We start from the raw sequence: 16,651 nt of genomic DNA, 5'->3' as shown, positions 1-16,651 counted from the left end.
TCGTTGAGCTTCGTCGCGAGGTGTTTGGGCAACTCGGCCTCGATGAGGCATGGTAGCCCTCAAAAGGAGCTCGCCGTGACGGATCTTCTCATACGCATCACAGAGCAAGCAGCACGGCGTTCTCGCCGCGATCGCAACGCGATTGTGTTAGCGACTGTGTAGCCACCTCGTGGAGATCTAAAAATCTGGGAAGCGCACGGAGACGTCGATGACCTCAGAATTCAACGTCCACAACGCCGCGGGCTATGAGCAGCTCATGGGCCGCTGGAGCCGAAGACTGGCGCGGCCATTCATCGACTTCACAGGGGTTTCCGACGGCGAAAGGATTCTCGAGATCGGCTGCGGCACCGGTAGCTTGACCTTCACGCTCGTCAAAGCCGCCGACCTCGCCGAGATTACCGCGGTCGACTATTCGCCAATCTTTGTCGAGGAGGTAATCCGGCGCAACACAAACCCGCGAATTAAAATCCAACAGGCGGATGCCTGCGCCCTGCCCTTCCAGGACAGCACGTTTGACCGCGCTTTGGCGCTTCTCGTGCTCCACTTCGTTCCCGAAGCCGGCAAGGCAGTAGCCGAGATGCGCCGCGCCGTTCGGTCGGGCGGCGTGGTCGCGGCAGCGGTTTGGGACCATCTCGGCGGCATGCCCGGAATGCGCATGATGGTCGACACGGTGGCGGCACTCGGTGAAAGCGGGCGCCAGCTTCGCAGTCGCTATTGCTTTCAACCGATGATGCAGCCGGGCGAACTGAGACGGACTTTTGCTGAACAGGGTCTCGTGGACATTGCGGAAATGGAGCTGATGATCCGTATGGACTACCAAAGCTTTGCGGACTATTGGGCTCCGATTGCCGCTGGTGAAGGGCCGCTCGGCAAGTATGTGGCAGCGCTCGACGCAGCGGAGCGAGCGCGCACTGATGCCGCCGTGCGCGATGCCTACGAGGCCGGACGGCCCGATGGCCCGCGATCCTTTGCAAACATCGCATGGGCCTGCCGTGGCAACGTTCCCTGACTCGATCTCTTCCGAGGTCCTGAACCCGAATCGTTCCCTCAACAGCGCAGCGGCCTTCGGAATTGTCACCGATGAGCGAGGTCAGCTCAGGGTCAATAAGTGCCTACTGGTATTCTCGTATCCTTCGTATCCTTCGTCTGCATCCCTCCCAGAAGCCGACATCGGATACGACAACCCTCAAAAGGAAATAGCGCACGAACTCAGACGACCCACCTACCTCCGGAGGCCAAACGAGCCTCGGCCATCAAAAAAGCGGACTGGCGACTGCATATCGTGCCTTACTAATAAGCTTTTCGTCAGACTGATAAGCTTTTGTTAGAAACCTTATCATTTGAAGAACGGACTCCGTTTGCGACCCTATCAGGACACCAACCGACTCCATTGTGACCAAGTCTTATCAGTCAGTATCGGCGCTTAGACACCGTCTGAATAAATCGTCTGTCGCGATGGATCGGGCCGCCTTAGCTTGAATGCTTGTTCGGCTCCGGCGGAACATGGACCAATCCCAGCAGTTCGCGTGAAGGCCCGACGAGAGCACTGGGTTCCCCTCTCTTCCGCTAGGCCGTCATGATGCTGCATCACTTGCGAGAAATCTCAGAAGGCGAATATCTGTTTCCGCATCGCATCAAGCCAAATTCGCCGGTGAATGAGGGAACGCCGAACCGCGCGATGGAAAAGTTGCGGGTCGACGGCGCCACTGTCCAGGGCTTTCGCTGCATGTTCAGCACTTGGTTCAAGAGCCGGCACGCGAACCCTGATGTGGTGGGGGCATGCCTCGCGCATACGCCGGCTGATAAGACCTGAGCGGCCTATAACCGGCAGAAACACCAGGAAGAACGCGAGATGCTTCAGCAGTGGGCTGACCTACTGGACGCGACAGTGCTGAAGGCGCGCAGCTCTGCCGTCGTTGTTGAGGAACATCAGCGGCGCGCGCTTCCGGCCGCCTGAAGGTTCCCGTGAGCTGACTTGACCGACTGCTCCCTGCACTCACTCCGGTGGCCGCGGCCTAAACAATCCATGCGATGGGGAGTCGGTGGCAGCTGCCTGCTCCACGCGCTTTTCCAGCTCGTGGGCCTCAGCGACTCCGACCCCGACCAGTCTACCGAGGACGCGGTCGATGCGCTCACGCTGCGCGTGAGCAGGTCCGAGCATGCCCGGCTCCTCTGCGATCGCCGCCTCGAACCATTCTACGACCTTCCGTCCGATGCCGACGGATATCCAAAGGCCCCCGTGGGTGGGTAAGCGCTCGAACCAGGCCTCAACTGCGGTGAGCAGAAAATCTAGGTGCCTAGATCGAGGCGCCACGAGGAGCATATTCATTGTGCAGAGCGCCACGAAGGTGGTCGGACCGCCGGGGAGCAGCGGCCGCATGGCATCAAGCAGCGGATCCAACCGGTCGGCCACTGCCGAGACGAGATAACTCTTGGTAACACGGAAGGGGTCATGCGTGTTGAGGAGAAGCTTCGCGACAACGCCCCCCGTGTCGAAGTCGATCGACATGTCGCCAGGCGAGCGGACAAACGCCCGCCACCGACGGAGTGACATGGTGCGGTCGCCCATTCGCGCCCGCAAGACGACGGGCCGCGCAGGTGACCGCGTCGGATCATTGAAGTACATGACGTCGGCTGCGTGGATCAAAGTTTCCGCGACTTTCGAGAAAGAATTATCGGGCAGGTCCGTGACGAGCTTCATCTTAGAGTCGAAGCGCTCACCAGAGGCGTCCATTAGCGCCGCGGTGTACAGCAGGTAGAACTGTTCGTTCCATTCGCTCGATGAACGAGTTACCTCCGCCTCAGCCGGGAGGCCCAGCCCGTTCATCGCCGCAGTCCAGTCGGAATAGGCCGCGACGATCTCGGCGCCCCAGTCTAGCTTCTTCGCATGGTCGCCATTGAGCAACCGCAGCCATTGTGCCGCGGTCTGAGCGTCCGCGTGGATCGCCGCGCCACCGTGCACGACGCCATCCGGCTCTTCGGCCTCGTCCTCGGGTCGTTCGGGGCCGGGCACCGCAACACGCAATGTATGCCGCAAGATAGGCCTCTCGTCGGGAAACGCCGGCCAGGCGGGCTCATCTCCACCGTCGAGCCAGACGATGTCCGCGGCCACGGCGCGCTCGGTCGCTGCGGCCCGCTCGTCCTCGAACCTCTTCTGCAAGGCTTCGTCGTCGCCCCACGGGGGCCGTCGCCACAGGCAAGCCGAAAAAGCGACGCGCATGGCCGCCTTAAAAAGTCGCGGGTCGGTCTCGACGATCCTCTCAAGCGCCGCAGCGAAGGCCGTGAGGCCGCCATGATCACGGCGGCTCGCGGTGGCGACCAGCGCTTCGCGATCGGACTTGGACTGCCGGCGAATCCACAGATGGAACAGCGCCAGGATCGCGAGTGCGGGCCGGTTGAACCGCAGCAGTTTACCGGATCTGGAAGAGCGGTCCGACTCCCCGAAGAGGGCGCGCGCTATGACCTCCCTCACCCAGGCCTCATGCGTGTCTAGGAGATCGTCGCTACCATCGCGCGCCACTAGCATCGCGGTGGCGATAAGCCGCGTCGATCGCGACTTCAGCGCATCCGTGTCGCTGTCCTTTGGCAGCTCCCCGCCAGCATACGCGACGGCATCGCGGGCGGTCTCCGGCGTCGCATGCTCTGAACCGTCAATGGCGAGCTGAATACGCGCCTCCAGCTCGCTTGAGCTGGTCATTTCATTGTGGCGCCCGGTCAGCCGCGCTAGGTGCGCGGCCTCTTCGGGCGGGGAGCGGTAGGCGCGCCCGTCCTCGATATCGACCCAGTTAGCGACATCGAGAAGGTTCAGGGCATAGGCCCCCATGAACGCCGGATCACCGAAGCCAGCGTGCTCCCCATACCGCTCGAGCGTGCTCACCGCGGTTCCCAGCCGATCACGCAGAGTCCTGGTGGCCGCATCATCGGACAGGTAGGCGGGAAGCACTCTCTCGAGAGTGGCCCTGCGAGACGGTCTTGCCCGCAGGTCGGCGAGCGTGACGCGACCAGACGGTTCGTCCCCGACCCCGAAGCGACCGTCGTGGTCGATCTGGTCGTGCCCACCGCGGAATCTTTCGACAGCTAGGAGCTCCGGGCACGCGAGGAACGGCACCAGAGCCTCGCGGGTTTTGGGGAAGTGCGAGATGAGGAGATCGACGGCGACCAAGAGATAGGCAGCACAGCCTCCGGGCGGACCGAGGATGTCGGCGACGACGGCGTCGATCTTTTCGCCGGCGTCCAGGCGATCGTGGCCCCAAGCCTCGAGGGCCTTCAGGCAGGATGCCACCGAGTACTCACGAGCCTGGTCGCGCGACCAGAAATAGGTGTCGGTCCAGGCGAAGAAATGTGGGCCATCGTCGAAGACGAGCGTGTATCCGTTTTCGCCGGGCTCGGTTCGATCACCGTGGAATTCGACCGCGGCGCTCACGAGCTCACGCACCAGTGCGAGGCCGTACTGCGGAGATGAGGTGAGGAGGTCGAGGAAAGGCGGTTGCGCCGGCGATGGCGGCAGGTAGTCGCTGTCAGCAAGGCTGAACGTGCGCTCACTCCCGTCCCCGTAGCGCGACTGATGTTCACGCTTCTCGTTCAAGCTGGCCGTGATCAGCGCGGCGAGCTCGGCAGGCGCGACCTTAGCGAGCGGCGCGCTCATCAACCGGATCGCCTTCACTTTGTACGAATCCCGCTCGGTCGTGACCTCTCGCAGGTAAGCCTTAGTATCCTCAGGAGCGTGCGAGGAGAGCAGCAGCGCGACGGTACGCAGTTCCTCGATCATGCGTCGGCGCTCGTTGCTGTCCATACGCCCCGCCGCCGCATCGGTCGGGATTGTAACCTCAGCTTCCCTCACATCGAGCTGCCGCAGCCAGTGAAGCAACATGGAGGCGGTTGGACTAGCGAGCGTAGGAACCATTACCAGCAGCTGGAGCTGAATCTCGATTAGATCAATGACGGCGCCAATCGCCTGGATCGGGATATCCTTCGAATGCTGTAGCACCCAACGTAGCAGCCATACGCCCGAGCCAGTCGTGTTGGTGCGAAGCGATCGCGGAATTGGCTTTTCGGTGCCTACCTTCATCGTTGCGTAGAGATCGGCCGTCGGGACGGTCTCGACCGCCGTGATCGCTCTGCTCAGCTCGGCGAAGAGCGCGGCGCCGTCGGCGAGGAGCGCCGCGCTGCAACGTTCCAACAGTTCGAACCCGATTTCTGACCGCACTATTGCCAACAGCGCCTGCCGACGCCACGAGCTGTGGGCGCCGGCGAGCGAGAGCCGGTCGAGCAGGTCGAGCCAGGCAGCACACTCCTGCCGTGCTTCCAGCGCCAGCCGACCCGCGAATTCGATGCCGCGGGCGACGCGCGGCGACACGGGAGCCGACAGATCCAGACTCGCAAGCCGACTGTAATCCTCGTCGATGATGCTTCCAATTCCCCAATCGCGGAGCACGTCGTGGTAGAATCCTAGCTGGTCGCGACGAACCTCCCTCAGCGTTAGGGAACTGGTCAGATGCGAACGCGCGGCGGAATCGGCACGCAGTTCCAGTTCGAGCTCCCCTGCGAGGCTATTCTCTGCGAGGTCAGCCAGAATTCGCTGCGCCGGCCTGACAACATCCTTCTGGGCATCGTCCGCACTGCTCCACCAGTGCCTTGCTAGCGCTGCTTCAGTCCGGATGTCCGCGGACGCTGGTGCCTTCAGAAGACGCGAGAGCCGGTAGAGATTGCGCGCGATGCGGGCCGCTTGGTGACCGGATGCCAAAAGCGCGCGAAGCTCGGGCGCCGTGTCGACCAGGAACGCCGCCTCGTCGTTTGTGAGTTCTCCGACCTCCACCGCATAGATGCCGCCGAATGCTTCGGCTATGTCGTCGGCGATCCACGAGTCGGTGGCATCACCATAGCCGGCGCGTGCCGTCGCGATGACCGTGAAGCCGTCAACCGCACTGGCCGCGCGGAGCAGATCGTTCACTGTACGCTGCCGCGCGAGGTCGGCGAACATCTCCAGGCTGTCGATGAGTATGACGGCGCCACCACTGACGGCAAGATCATTCAGGAATTCGTGGGCGGTACCGGGAATGCCAACCGCCTGGGCGAACGCCAGCCAGCCGCCGGCGAGTGTTGAGACCGGATCGAGGACGATGATCTGAGCCTCACGGCCGACCCGCTCGGCAGCCCCACGAAGGACCGCGGACTTCCCCACGCCGGGTCCGCCGCGCAGCTCCACAAAGCGATGCTCCCCCGTCGCTTGGTCTAACGCAGCGACGGTGTCGAGACGGGTGAGGTGCACACCGGCAACCGCCGTGCCAATCCCCGCCAGCGTCATACGGGCCATGTCCGCCAGCCTCGCGCGCGCCGGCCGGTAGTCCCGGTCGCCTGCCAGACGGAATCCGCGATCCACTAGCTTGGCGCGCAATTCGTGCCGATCAATCGATCCGCCGGACTTGGCGGTCGCGATTGATATCTCAATCAAGTCGCTCCACAGCGAACCAGCGCGGGAGACATCCTCGTCAGCAAGCACCTGACGCGCGACCGACAGCGCATGCGTCCGGGCCAGTGGCGCGGTTGACTCAAAGTCGAACTCGAGGATTGCGAACCTCCGAAGAAGTCGCCAGATGGCGTCATCGCTATCTTCGACGGCAGCGGCGACGAGGTTCGAGCGGAACGTTGCGACGAAGTTTCGCATGGAATCGCTCGCCACTCCCTTGGCGGCGAGCCGATCGAAGAACTCAACGCTGGATGCCGACCTGCGCGCCCAGAGCAGCACGTCCTGGTACGGACCGGATATCGCTTTGCTCGTGCGCTGCGTGGCCACTGCAAGCTGATGCCGATCCTCCGGCACGTCGCTTCGCGAACTCCGCGCGATCTGCTCGGCGACCTCTTGGAACGTTATGTCCTTCGGAGAGAACGAGATCTCCCGCTTTGATTGAATCTCGAGAAGCTCGTCGCCCGACGGGCTAACGCCACATACAATCAGGTCATCAAGCGCGTAGCCGAGGTCGGCCCCCTGGAAGCGCACCCGGCTAATCCTCGCGCCGGGCATCCCCCGCGCCTCTGTTCCGGCCAGCATAGCGAGCAGGTAGAATGCCCCGAGCTCGCCCTCAATATAGACCCCTGCCCCGCCCCGCGATGCCGGACTGGATCCCCTTTTCTCGTCCTCCATGGGTTCGTCGCTCGGCATTCCGTGAGTATAGCTCGGTGATCCCGCCCTCCGTCAGCAACCTTGGGCACGTCTCGAGATAGCAGATCATAACGGGCGGCAATACCCATTATTGACCGCTTTCTGCCGAGTAGCGTCCATCAGGATTTGGCTGCGCGCTCATTGAGGCCGTCCCCAAATCCTTCAACTTCGCGTACTCAGGAAAGCAAGACGAACAGGCTTCTGGCGGCTGCAGCCTAGTTCGAAAGTCTTCCCTTACGTTGCGCGAAGAACACAGTAGGTTGTGTTAGGGCGTAATGGCGACCGGCGGTATTGCGCGCCGGTATTATTGGCGGAGCAGACAGCTATACTGCTCTGGGGGGAAGGGCAGTGGTTCGCATTCGTCTTGTTGAGATTCAGAACTTTCGAGGTATCAGGTCGCTTAAGTGGGCACCCAAGGACGGCATAAACTGCCTGATTGGTCCTGGCGACAGTTGCAAGACTACCATCCTCGATGCGATCGACTACTGCCTCGGCGCGCGGCGATTCGCGCAATTCACGGACGCCGACTTCCACAAGCTCGACGTTGAACAGCCTGTCTCCGTCTCCTGCACCTTGGGCGCGCTATCGGACCGCCTGAAAAACATCGAGGCATACGGGCTCTATCTACGCGCGTTTGACCCGAGCACCGAGACTGTTGAGGATGAACCACGCAAAGGGACAGAAACGGCCCTGACGGTCAATCTGACCATCGGCAGCGATCTTGAGCCAGTATGGACCCTCGTCTCCCAGCGGGCTGCAGACCAGGGGCAATCCCGCAACCTTTCATGGGCCGACCGACAGGCAATTTCGCCAACGCGCCTCGGCGCCCTTGCTGAAGGCAACCTCGTGTGGCGGCGTGGGTCCATCCTCAACAAACTGTCGGAAGAACGGGCTGACGTGACCGCGGCGCTGGCAAAGGCCGCTCGCGAGGCGAGGTCGGCGTTCGGCGATAAGGCTGGAACGCAGCTCATCGGGACACTGGATATGGTGAAAAGCGTTGCGTCCTATCTTGGCATCCCCGTCGGTAAAGAAGTTAAGGCGATGCTCGATGCGCATTCCGTCTCATTCGGCGGGGGCACCATTTCGCTCCACAACGAGCACGGGATACCGCTTCGCGGCCTCGGCGTCGGCTCCACGCGACTGCTCATCGCGGGCTTGCAGCGGATGGCGGCAAGTGACGCAAGCATTGTTCTGATCGACGAACTGGAACATGGGCTGGAGCCGCACCGAATCCACCGTCTTCTCGATTCTATCGGGAGCAAGGAAAAGGTTGCCCCGCTCCAGGCATTCGTTTCCACGCATTCCCCTGTCGCACTTCGGGAGCTGTCTGGCGGACAGCTCGTGGTGGTCCGGCAAAAAGCCGGCGCGGTGGACATCAAGTCCGTTGGCGATGCCGACGATATTCAGAGCACTATCAGGGCGAATCCTGAAGCCTTCCTCGCTCCCACAGTCATCGTTTGCGAGGGCGCCAGCGAAGTTGGCTTGCTGAGGGGCGTCGACCAGTACAGAGTTAACCAGGGGCAGCCGTCATTGACTGCTCACGGTGTCGCCCTGGTCGACGCAGGCGGTGTCGAGAAGATTCACAAACGAGCCAACGCGTTCCTGAAGCTCGGGTACGCCGTCAGAGTTCTGCGAGATGATGATAAGGAGCCGGACTCGGCTGAGGAGAAGCTTTTCCTCGATGGCGGTGGCATCGTTTCGAAATGGGCCGGAAAGCGAAAGCTTGAGCAAGAGCTCTTTCACAGCTTGCCCGACGCCTCGGTGCAGAAGCTCCTTGACCTGGCTGTCGAGCTGCACACGGAGAAGGTCGTCGACGACCATATCAACACCGTATCGAGCGGAAACCACAGCTACAACGGCATCTCCACGGAGCTTTTTCTCGACAACCTCACGGCGGAGATGCGCGAGGTTCTGGGCAATGCCTCCAGCATTCGCAGGTCCGGCTGGTTCAAGTCTGTGAGCTGGATGGAAGAAGCGGCTCGGGAGATCGTGGCCCCCGCCCTGGAGGAAGCCGACCCAAGCCTCCGCAATATGATTGCTGAGGTGTTCAAGTGGATTTCCGATGACCGCTGAGGTGGATTTATTCGCCATTCGCAGGGGGTCCGTTACAGCTCCGGCCGGTTGCGGAAAGACCCATCTGATTGCGACCTCATTGCTTCGCCATGAAGACAAAAAGCCGGTTCTCATTCTTACACACACCAACGCCGGCGTAATAGCCCTTCGCACCAGGCTGACGCAACTTGGTGTACCGACCAGCGCCTACCGTGTTCTCACGATGGATGGCTGGGCAATGAGGCTAACCTCGACCTTTCCAACGCGCAGCGGCCTGAATCCAAGCGTCCTCCGCATCAGCAACCCAACGACGGACTATCCGGCGATCCGAAAGGCGGCCGTAGAGCTCGTAAAGCATGGTCACGTCGATGACACCCTCGCCGCCAGCTTTTCACGCCTGCTCGTCGACGAATACCAGGACTGCACTATGTCGCAGCACGCCCTTGCCTACTACTCTTCACGGGCGCTGCCTACCTGCGTTCTCGGCGACCCTTTGCAGACCGTATTCAACTTCAATGAAAAAATGCCTGAGTGGGACGGCCACGTCTGCAAATACTTTCCACCGTCGGGTGAACTTTCAGTTCCCTGGCGATGGAAAAACGCTGGCACCGAGGTCCTCGGCCGTTGGCTTCTTGATGTCCGCGCACAACTGGCAGCTGGAGAGAGTATCGACCTGTCGAAGGCGCCCAAGCACGTCACCTGGGTTCATCTCGACGGGACCGAAGATCACGAAAGACGTTTACGCGCGGCACGCACCACAGCGCCAGATGATAATGGGCGAGTCCTCATAATCGGCGATAGTAAGAGCCCGCCAAGTCAACGTCGGTTCGCAAGCCAAACGCCAGGCGCCGTCACGGTTGAGAGCGTCGATCTGAAAGACTTTGTCCAGTTCGCCGAAAAGTTCGACCTCAATGCACCGGATGCACTGAGCCAGCTCGTCGGGTTTGCGGAAGACGTGATGACCAACGTGGGTGGTGCGGACATGATCTCACGTCTCGCGACAATCACAGCCGGCCGCGCAAAAAAGCCGCCGAACGAGGTCGAGCAAGCTGCTATCGAGTTCCAGGTGAACCGAAGCTATTCAAATGCGGCTGCTCTCCTTTCTGAGCTAAGCAAGCGGCCAGGCGTTCGTTCACACCGACCACTTGTGCTTGGCGCCTGCATCCGCGCGCTCAACGAAGCCGATTCAGCCTCTCTGACATCCCTTCATGATGCGGCATTGCGTGCCCGAGAACAGAACCGAATGGGCGGACGCTCGCTGCCGAAACGCGGCGTCGGTAGCACGCTTACACTTAAAGGTCTGGAGGCGGAAGTTGCAGTTATACTGGATGTCTCGCAGATGAGTGCGAGCCATCTTTATGTGGCGATGACCCGCGGCTCGAAGTCCCTCATTATCTGCTCGAAGTCAAAGAAGCTGCATCCAGTTGCCAGAACCTAGGCACCCTTCTTGTTTGACCAAATTCGTTGCACACCGGGAGAGAACGCCAGGAGAATCAGCTCCAAGAGCCCGGTCGAGAGTGAAGTGTTGAGCAACGCCGCTGGTGGTCTCGCCGAGGAACGCGGCAGGAAAGTGAATTGAGGAAAGCACAAGGGGATGCCGGTGAAAGTCTAAAAGACGTGAAACCGACGAGCTGTCGCGACCTAGCATTGCTCCAGTACCGAGACTGATCAGCTTTTGGAAGTAGGGGCGGCGATTGGAGCTTTCTTGGGGATTGATCCAACTCACAGTTGACCGAAACATCAGACTCAGCCAAAATGAACAAAACAGGAACATGACTATTTCTATGGCTGGACACCTCCACGAACCTCACATCCCCTGCCCCAAGTGCGGTCACCAAATTCCGCTTACGGAGTCAATTGCAGCACCTTTATTGGAAGCCGAGCGACGAGGCTTCCAAACCAAGCTTGCTGCGAAAGAGACGGAATTCGCTCGCAAAGCTGACGAATTGCAACAACAGGAAGACGAAGTCGTCAAAGCAAGAGCTAACGTCGAAGAGCAGATCAAGCAACGGCTGGAGACCGAACGCAGGCAAGTCGCCGCTGCCGAGGCCAAGAAGGCACGGGACGCTGTGGCTTCAGACCTGCAGGCGCGGGTGAACGAAGTTGCAGAGCTGCAACGGATGCTTGAGAGCAACAATGTCAAGCTAGCGGAAGCCCAGCAGGCACAGGCTGAGCTAATGCGTAAGCAACGGGCACTTGATGAAGAGAAGCGCGAGCTGGATTTGACGATTGAAAAGCGCGTGCAAGCTTCCGTCGAGACTATCCAAACCAAAGCCCGCCAGGAGGCCGACGAGGCAGCCCGGTTGCGAGTCGCGGAGAAGGATCAGACCATTGAATCTATGGCGCGGACGATCGAGGAACTGAAGCGCAAGGCGGAGCAAGGGTCGCAGCAGTCACAAGGCGAGGTTCTGGAACTTGAGCTCGAGGAGCTTTTGCGCGGACGCTTTCCGACAGACTCCATCGATCCCATCGGCAAAGGTGAGCTTGGTGCAGATGTAATGCAGCAGGTGAACGGAGCTATCGGCCAGCCTGCCGGCATCATTCTGTGGGAAACTAAGCGCACCAAGGCCTGGAGTGATGGATGGCTCGCCAAATTGCGGGACGACCAGCGCCGATCAGGCGCCGATGTGGCCCTGATTGTCTCTCAAGCCTTACCCAAGCATGTCGAGCAATTCGACCTGGTCGAGGGCGTTTGGGTCGCTCATCCTCGTTGTGCTCTCCCGGTGGCGGTGGCGCTCCGCCAAGGTCTAATTGACGTGACCAGCTCACGATTGGTCCAGCAGGGCCAGCAAACGAAGATGGAGCAGGTCTATCACTATCTGACCGGTACCAAGTTTAGGCAACGCGTGGACGCCGTCGTTGAAAAATTCAACGATATGCGGGACGACCTCGACAAGGAACGTAAGTTCATGGGGCGTCAGTGGGCCAAGCGAGAAACACAGATTCTGTCTGTGCTTGACTCCACAGTCGGCATGGTCGGCGATCTGCAAGCGATCGCTGGCAAGGCGATGCCGGAGATCCCGAGCCTAGACATGCCCTTGTTGGAAGATGCAACCGACTTTCAACGGAAAGTGGGATAGTGGGCGTTGACAAAGTTCAAGCTCCTCCCCTTGATTTCGATCAGCTCATCGATGAAAGCTAGCCAGTTGGAACTGGCTAGCTTTTCTTAATTTCCTCATCAGTCACGCAAAACGGTCCAATTAAAGGTTCTGAATGTGGGGCGGCAACACAGAGCGACGCAGCGGTACTCCTAATCGCTGCGTCGTCTGTGCGGCCCGATCCGGCTCTCGCCGCTATACCGCCTCCAAGCTCCCGTCGATCTTCTCCACAATGATTGCGTCCTTGTACCTTCCGACGTACATGCCGCTCCGTTCCACCTCTTCGATGTATTTCCGCAAGGCTCGCAAAACGTCGGATGCGCTCATGGCTGCGCCAGGCAAGATGACAAGCTCATCCCGTAGCGAAGTCTTTCCAATCTGTGCGACAGCTTTGCCTCGACTTCGTAGCACCTCGCGGTGTCCCCGCGATTCCTGCCGCGCCCACGGTTCGCGCGTGACGGTGATCGAATACTCGACAAGCTCGCTGCCCACGAAGTCTTCTGTCTTGCCGATAGTTTGGGCGTACGTCGCTCCATGAAAACCACCATCTAGTTTGTCGTTCTTGCAAAGATTGCATTCGAAATCTGCTTCTTTGATTTTCATCGTTTTCCTCATTGGCTTTGCGCCGCTCCATTCGGTCGCTTCACACTTTACAAGATGAGCGAATGGTTATTGGCGGAACCGCAGCTAAAGGAATGGGGTCTCCGGCTCAGGAACTGATAAGCAAACTCTCAAAACCTTAACAATTAACGCAGGGATGCATCTAAGCTGCTGTCTGTGAAGCCTTGGATGACCGCGGACGACGTCCGCGGTCATTTTCGCTCTTACAAGATGTCGACCCTGGATGGATCATCGTGATTTACGCCCGGCAAATCGGCGCACCGGATGCCGTTATCATGCTCCGCCCATCGGGGGGCCCAAGGTTACAAATTTTCTCCCGCGCTCCGAAGCTGCAGCTTTTAAGGGAATTCTAAGTGGCTGCCCCTCGAAGAGCACTGGACTCTCAAGGTCCACTAAAGACGGCATTTTATTTGCCTTATCTAGCGAGAACCACAAGTAGTGTCCTTCTTTCGGTGTGGACCCAATGAGGTCCTGGATGATCAGTCCATCCTGCACTTCAGGTCCGATTAGGCGAAGCTCCCCTTTCAATACCCGGTCGATTATCGTCCCGATCCCTCTCCAAGCATTTTTCACGATGCCCACGTCAAAATCAGCACGATATCGTTCAGACAGTTCGATTGAGCGTGACAATTCCGACCTTCTCAACTTGAACCCGATCGTGTGGGCAGTTAGCCCCTCCAATCTTTCGTCTGAAATGTCTCCAAAGTGATCCAAGTCCTTGGCTTCAGGTCCGAAGCAAAACCACGTTTCACGACGCGTGTGTTCGGAGATGAGGAAACCAGAGTCGTTGAGAGCGAGGATGATCGCCACTAGCGCGCGCTGCTCCGTCGGGCCACAGTTGCCACCAACTCCTCCGGGGAGACCTCTGTATAGAGTGCGAGCGACTTCGAACGTGAACGGATCTACGAATATTTTCTTCATCGATTGTCTCCTGTAAATGCGCCTCTCGTTTTGAGAAGGGAAGCGGGATGCTTCGAGGATCATTTACAAGTCTGACTCGGGGGCAGGCTGCGAATGCTGTGAGTGAGGATTAGAAAAGGACCTGAGCACCAGAGAACCTAATCAAGACCATTCGAGATGTCCGCCGTGACTGATAAGCAAATTCTGAATCCTTATCAGTTGCCGCCCTCATTGCTGAAGGGCCGCCCTACCCGCGACCGCAACGATCGATGAGCCTCGATCTAACGGCGAAGCAAAATGGCCGGATCCAGACCGTTCTCGTACATGAAGGGGGTCAGCGAACTGCCCCCTTCATTATTACGATTCAGGCTTCTCGTACTGTTCGGCCTGCCAAGTACGTAACAAGGTCGGACTGCACGAGCGGTCTATGAGGTGGAAGGCGACGCCTTAGCTTCTGTGCTGCGGCGCGTGCGTCATCCTCCATTTCCTCAAATGTTGTGACGAACTCCCTGACTATTCGTGCCTTCGTGACCCGGTTGGCCCTCTTTATATCCAAGTATCGCTGCCGGAAGCTGCCGCATTTTCTTCGATACTGACGAATGATGTCGAGACACTCCTTCATCAACTCGTCGTTCATTCCAGCTTCCACGGTTTTCCTTGTTGCCGTTCGCCTTGATCCCTTCGTCTTGATCTGCGTTGCCCTTGGCATCTTGGTCTTGTCTTCGTCCATCTCTTGCTCCTTTCGCCTTATCGCGGAATGCGAGGTCGGCTGGGACGATTTACAAGTTTCTGGGGCGCTTCGATTCGGCCGTAGCTCAGTCAGCCACAGAGAGATCGGGTCGCTCGGATCAGTATCCATTCATCGATCATTGAAATATCGCTCACGTCTTCCTTCGATCTCGCTACGCGCCGCTCGGACCTATCCAGAATTGGCGGCAAGCTCGACAGCCTCACCGGTCGGTGAAAGCGCCGCCTGCTTCACCTGCAATTCCCCTTGCACGCCGACTCAGATTCTCTAGAATCTGATTGCAACAGGTATTTTTTGAGATGGCTGGCAAGCAAGCCAAGACACTTTCGACTGATCATATCGACGATCTCTTGTTTTTCGCCGAGCGCTCTCGCCACCCGCTTCGCAACCGTCTCATCGTCTTACTATCGATCAAGGCAGGTCTTCGTGCCGCCGAGATTGCCAAGTTGACATGGGCTATGCTGCTGGACCCAAGCGGCGAGGTCGGCGGTACGCTTGAAGTTCGCGACGAGATCGCCAAGAAACGGAGCGGTCGCTCAATTCCGATTCATCCCGAGCTTCGACAGGCCCTCGTTGAAGCACGACGGATATGCAACGGGCATGGGCCCCTCATTCGATCCGAGCGCGGCGGCGCCATGACACCGATGAGCATCGTTGTCTGGTTCAACCGCGCTTATGATGAGCTCGGGTTCGAGGGGTGCTCGTCGCATTCGGGACGAAGGACTTTCATTACGCGAGCGGCTCGCGCGGTTCACAAGGCAGGCGGCTCGTTGAGAGATGTTCAACTGCTGGCCGGCCACCGATCCATCCAAACTACGCAACGCTACATCGATGGCGATAGTGATGCCCAACGGAGGCTGGTATCCCTCATCTAGTAACCAGCGTTCCAGGTAGACGCTCGGCAAAGACCCCGACTAGCAAGAAATCGGTCGCGGCGAGAACCTCCGATCCGCTGAGCCGCGCTGAAAGCTTGATCCGGACAGTCTGTGCGGTCGCCGGTTCAATGTCGTTCCTTGACGAGATCGACAACGAGGCTCGGGACGCCGGCCTAAATCGAGCTGTCGCCCTCGCTGACACGCCGCCGATTTTTGATTGGCTTGTCACGACGTTTAGCTTTCAAGGCATCTCAGACCGCGTCGCGCGCGACTACATGCACAAGCATGGCACGGCATCCTGGTCGACGATTGCAGCGAGCGAGAAGAATGCGCCCTCTTGCCCGAAGCTGCGCAGCTACTGGCATTTCGAAGGCTGCCGATACGACAAGACCAGTTTTACCTGTGCGGAGCCCGACCACATCGATGCGTGCGCCCTGCCCCGGCCACACCTTCGCAACGGCCGACTGAATCAAACCGCGTACTCGCTCTTCTTGTTCGTCCGCGACCTCGCCAACAACGATCTGGTGGGCTGGATCGACAGCCAACTGGACGGCGCAAAAGGTTCGACCAAGGTCGAGCTGGAAGCGGCGCGTCAGGAAGCCTTGATCGGCCCCCTGCGAAACGTTTACGGCGTCTCCGACAAGATATTAATGATGACGCTCTCGACGCTGCTGATCGGTGTGCGCGAGCACCGGCCGCTCTGGCTTGAAACCGGTACCGCGATGATCGCGGTAGACACGCTGGTTCATAACTTTCTGCATCGCACGGGCATTCTACAGGACTGCGATAGCTCTCACGCTTATGGCGCCGCTTGTTACGGCCCGGGTGGCTGCGCGGAGATCATCAGGACAGTGGCCAGCCGTATCGATACGCGCGCCTTGAACCCTGTATTCCCGCAGAGGTTCGCCAGATACGTGCAAAATTCCATTTGGAGGCTCTGCTCTCTCGACGGCCTCAACTTTTGTAATGGCAACCGAATTGACGACCGGCAAGCCTGCCAAATCGGTTACTGCCACCTGTATCAGAGGTGCGATCGAATACCGTTAAAATCGCAAAAATCGACGTAAAAACAGCGGCTTACGACCAATTTTTGGCGAATAATTCGCTTGAGTGCGAAGCACGGCTCGCCTATACTCGCTCTACAAGGTCAAACAACGACTTTGCAATTTATAGTGGAGACACTTCCGTGATTAAGTTG

Annotated in this window: 11 protein-coding genes; 7 read left to right on the top strand and 4 right to left on the bottom strand. The window is 59.2% G+C overall.

What is annotated here, in order from left to right:
• Positions 1–208 precede the first annotated feature (208 nt).
• The gene (locus CT676_RS29500; RefSeq protein ID WP_135215942.1) at positions 209–1,009 is read left to right on the top strand and encodes a class I SAM-dependent methyltransferase; all 801 of its coding nucleotides are present in this window, start codon (positions 209–211) and stop codon (positions 1,007–1,009) included.
• Between the two features lie 567 nt (positions 1,010–1,576).
• Positions 1,577–1,813, top strand: a complete 237-nt coding sequence (locus tag CT676_RS29495; RefSeq protein ID WP_135215941.1) for a hypothetical protein — start codon at positions 1,577–1,579, stop codon at positions 1,811–1,813.
• Between the two features lie 183 nt (positions 1,814–1,996).
• Here CT676_RS29495 and CT676_RS29490 read toward each other — a convergent pair whose 3' ends face one another.
• On the bottom strand, positions 1,997–7,141 hold the full coding sequence (locus CT676_RS29490; protein ID WP_135215940.1) for a hypothetical protein: 5,145 nt from the start codon (positions 7,139–7,141) through the stop codon (positions 1,997–1,999).
• Between the two features lie 366 nt (positions 7,142–7,507).
• Between CT676_RS29490 and CT676_RS29485 the strand changes: the two genes are divergently transcribed.
• The 3 genes from CT676_RS29485 (at position 7,508) to CT676_RS29475 (ending at position 12,291) form a co-directional block, all read left to right on the top strand.
• Positions 7,508–9,232, top strand: a complete 1,725-nt coding sequence (locus CT676_RS29485; RefSeq protein ID WP_135215939.1) for an ATP-binding protein — start codon at positions 7,508–7,510, stop codon at positions 9,230–9,232.
• The gene (locus CT676_RS29480; RefSeq protein ID WP_135215938.1) at positions 9,222–10,649 is read left to right on the top strand and encodes a UvrD-helicase domain-containing protein; all 1,428 of its coding nucleotides are present in this window, start codon (positions 9,222–9,224) and stop codon (positions 10,647–10,649) included. Before CT676_RS29485 ends, CT676_RS29480 begins: the two co-directional genes overlap by 11 nt.
• Positions 10,650–10,983: 334 nt before the next feature.
• The gene (locus CT676_RS29475) at positions 10,984–12,291 is read left to right on the top strand and encodes a DUF2130 domain-containing protein (RefSeq protein WP_135215946.1); all 1,308 of its coding nucleotides are present in this window, start codon (positions 10,984–10,986) and stop codon (positions 12,289–12,291) included.
• Positions 12,292–12,504: 213 nt separating this feature from the next.
• Here the strand turns inward: CT676_RS29475 and CT676_RS29470 are convergent, their stop codons facing one another.
• The 3 genes from CT676_RS29470 to CT676_RS29460 form a co-directional block, all read right to left on the bottom strand.
• The gene (locus CT676_RS29470; protein ID WP_135215937.1) at positions 12,505–12,912 is read right to left on the bottom strand and encodes a hypothetical protein; all 408 of its coding nucleotides are present in this window, start codon (positions 12,910–12,912) and stop codon (positions 12,505–12,507) included.
• Between the two features lie 291 nt (positions 12,913–13,203).
• Positions 13,204–13,851 carry a hypothetical protein gene (locus CT676_RS29465; RefSeq protein ID WP_135215936.1) on the bottom strand — a complete coding sequence of 216 codons (648 nt, stop codon included), beginning with the start codon at positions 13,849–13,851 and terminating at the stop codon, positions 13,204–13,206.
• Positions 13,852–14,194: 343 nt separating this feature from the next.
• Positions 14,195–14,560, bottom strand: coding sequence for a hypothetical protein (locus CT676_RS29460; protein ID WP_135215935.1), 366 nt, complete (start codon positions 14,558–14,560; stop codon positions 14,195–14,197).
• A gap of 296 nt (positions 14,561–14,856) precedes the next feature.
• Between CT676_RS29460 and CT676_RS29455 the strand changes: the two genes are divergently transcribed.
• Positions 14,857–15,453, top strand: a complete 597-nt coding sequence (locus tag CT676_RS29455) for a site-specific integrase (RefSeq protein ID WP_244623301.1) — start codon at positions 14,857–14,859, stop codon at positions 15,451–15,453.
• Between the two features lie 128 nt (positions 15,454–15,581).
• On the top strand, positions 15,582–16,520 hold the full coding sequence (locus tag CT676_RS44780; protein WP_135215934.1) for a hypothetical protein: 939 nt from the start codon (positions 15,582–15,584) through the stop codon (positions 16,518–16,520).
• The last annotated feature ends 131 nt before the right edge of the window (positions 16,521–16,651 follow it).

It is taken from the genome of Bradyrhizobium sp. MOS001 (assembly GCF_004634465.1).
Lineage (GTDB): Bacteria > Pseudomonadota > Alphaproteobacteria > Rhizobiales > Xanthobacteraceae > Bradyrhizobium > Bradyrhizobium barranii.
The sequence above is the reverse complement of the archived record's forward strand: the minus strand, read 5'-3'. Positions and strand labels throughout refer to the sequence as shown.

Coding starts and splice junctions, on each gene's coding strand:
- CT676_RS29500 (WP_135215942.1), top strand. CDS start 209: ATGACCTCAGAATTCAACGTCCACAACGCCGCGGGCTATGAGCAGCTC.
- CT676_RS29495 (WP_135215941.1), top strand. CDS start 1,577: ATGATGCTGCATCACTTGCGAGAAATCTCAGAAGGCGAATATCTGTTT.
- CT676_RS29490 (WP_135215940.1), bottom strand. CDS start 7,141: ATGGAGGACGAGAAAAGGGGATCCAGTCCGGCATCGCGGGGCGGGGCA.
- CT676_RS29480 (WP_135215938.1), top strand. CDS start 9,222: ATGACCGCTGAGGTGGATTTATTCGCCATTCGCAGGGGGTCCGTTACA.
- CT676_RS29475 (WP_135215946.1), top strand. CDS start 10,984: ATGACTATTTCTATGGCTGGACACCTCCACGAACCTCACATCCCCTGC.
- CT676_RS29470 (WP_135215937.1), bottom strand. CDS start 12,912: ATGAAAATCAAAGAAGCAGATTTCGAATGCAATCTTTGCAAGAACGAC.
- CT676_RS29465 (WP_135215936.1), bottom strand. CDS start 13,851: ATGAAGAAAATATTCGTAGATCCGTTCACGTTCGAAGTCGCTCGCACT.
- CT676_RS29460 (WP_135215935.1), bottom strand. CDS start 14,560: ATGGACGAAGACAAGACCAAGATGCCAAGGGCAACGCAGATCAAGACG.
- CT676_RS44780 (WP_135215934.1), top strand. CDS start 15,582: ATGTCGTTCCTTGACGAGATCGACAACGAGGCTCGGGACGCCGGCCTA.